Annotated in this window: 1 pseudogene; it reads left to right on the forward strand. The window is 62.5% G+C overall.

Annotation, left to right across the window (positions count from 1 at the left end):
* Positions 1-125: 125 nt before the first annotated feature.
* Positions 126-1,216: pseudogene (locus ILT44_RS30425) on the forward strand (C1 family peptidase); the annotation flags it as partial.

A 1,216-nucleotide genomic window follows, 5' to 3' on the forward strand; every position in this document is an offset into this window, starting at 1 on the left:
TGGGAGAATCCGAAGAACGATCTCATTGCGCCCGGCGGCGATCCCGTCGGAGGCCACGCCTTCGCCATCGTGGGATACGACGACACGGGCTTCTGGGTCCTGAATTCCTGGGGTCCGAGCTGGGGGTGAACGGCGTTGCGAAGTGGACCTATGCCGACTGGGCGAACACGATCATGGACGCGTGGGTGCTGCAGCTCGGTGTCCGCGCGCCGGCCGCCTTCGGGGCCACTCCAGGCGCCACGCCCACGAGCACAACGGGTCTCTTCGGCTACAGCGATCCGACACGAGGTGACATCATCGGCCACTTCATCAACATCGATGATGGCCTCCTCGTCACATCAGGCAAGTATGGTTCGCCCACAGGGACCGAGATGCAGGAGACTGTTGAGCGCCTGACCAAAGCCGACGCGAACGACAATCTCGGCTACGAACACCTCATCATCTATGCGCATGGCGGCCTGAACCCGCTTGGGGCCGAGGCCCAGCGCATTGCGACCTGGAAGCGGAACAACATCTTTGGCCGCAATCGCCTCTACAATTTTCATCTGATGTGGGACTCGGGGTTCATCGACGAGGTGTTCGGGCAGCTGTCCCGGTCGCCGGCCGTCGGCCGCATCGGCGGCGCTTTGTCCGACTGGTTCTTCGAGGCGGGGATCGGAAAGCAGACCGGCTCCTATACGTGGCGGAACATGAAGCAAGATGCGCTCATGTCCTTCAGCCGGGGATCCGAGTACGACGGCGGGTTCAAGGGGCTGCTGCCGCTGCTGTCCGGCCTCGACAAAGCCCCTCGGCGCCCCACGCTTCATCTCGTTGGACACAGCGCCGGCGCCAACGTGCTCGGCTATCTGCTCTCCTCCCTTGGACGGTTCAACCTGAATAAGCTCGAGCTCGGAACGATCCACCTGATGGCACCCGCCTGCACAGTCGCGTTCTTCAAAGAGCATTATGAGCCGTATCTGACCGGCAAGGGTGCGATGAAGCTGCAGGACCGGATCTACCTGTACAACCTGACCGACCAGCTGGAGCAGGATGACACGGTGTCGGCCAACGTTCCCCTGCTGCCGTCCTACAGCCGCTCCCTGCTCTACCTGGTCTCGCGCGCCTATGAGCAAGTGCCAAACACACCGCTTGCCGGAATGCAGACCTATGGGCAGGCGATGCCCTCCCACGCGAAACTCGAGATCGCTTACTCGACGGGCAGCGGTGGTAAGACGGC

Source organism: Microvirga arvi, assembly GCF_016892765.1.
In the GTDB taxonomy this organism is placed as follows: domain Bacteria; phylum Pseudomonadota; class Alphaproteobacteria; order Rhizobiales; family Beijerinckiaceae; genus Microvirga; species Microvirga arvi.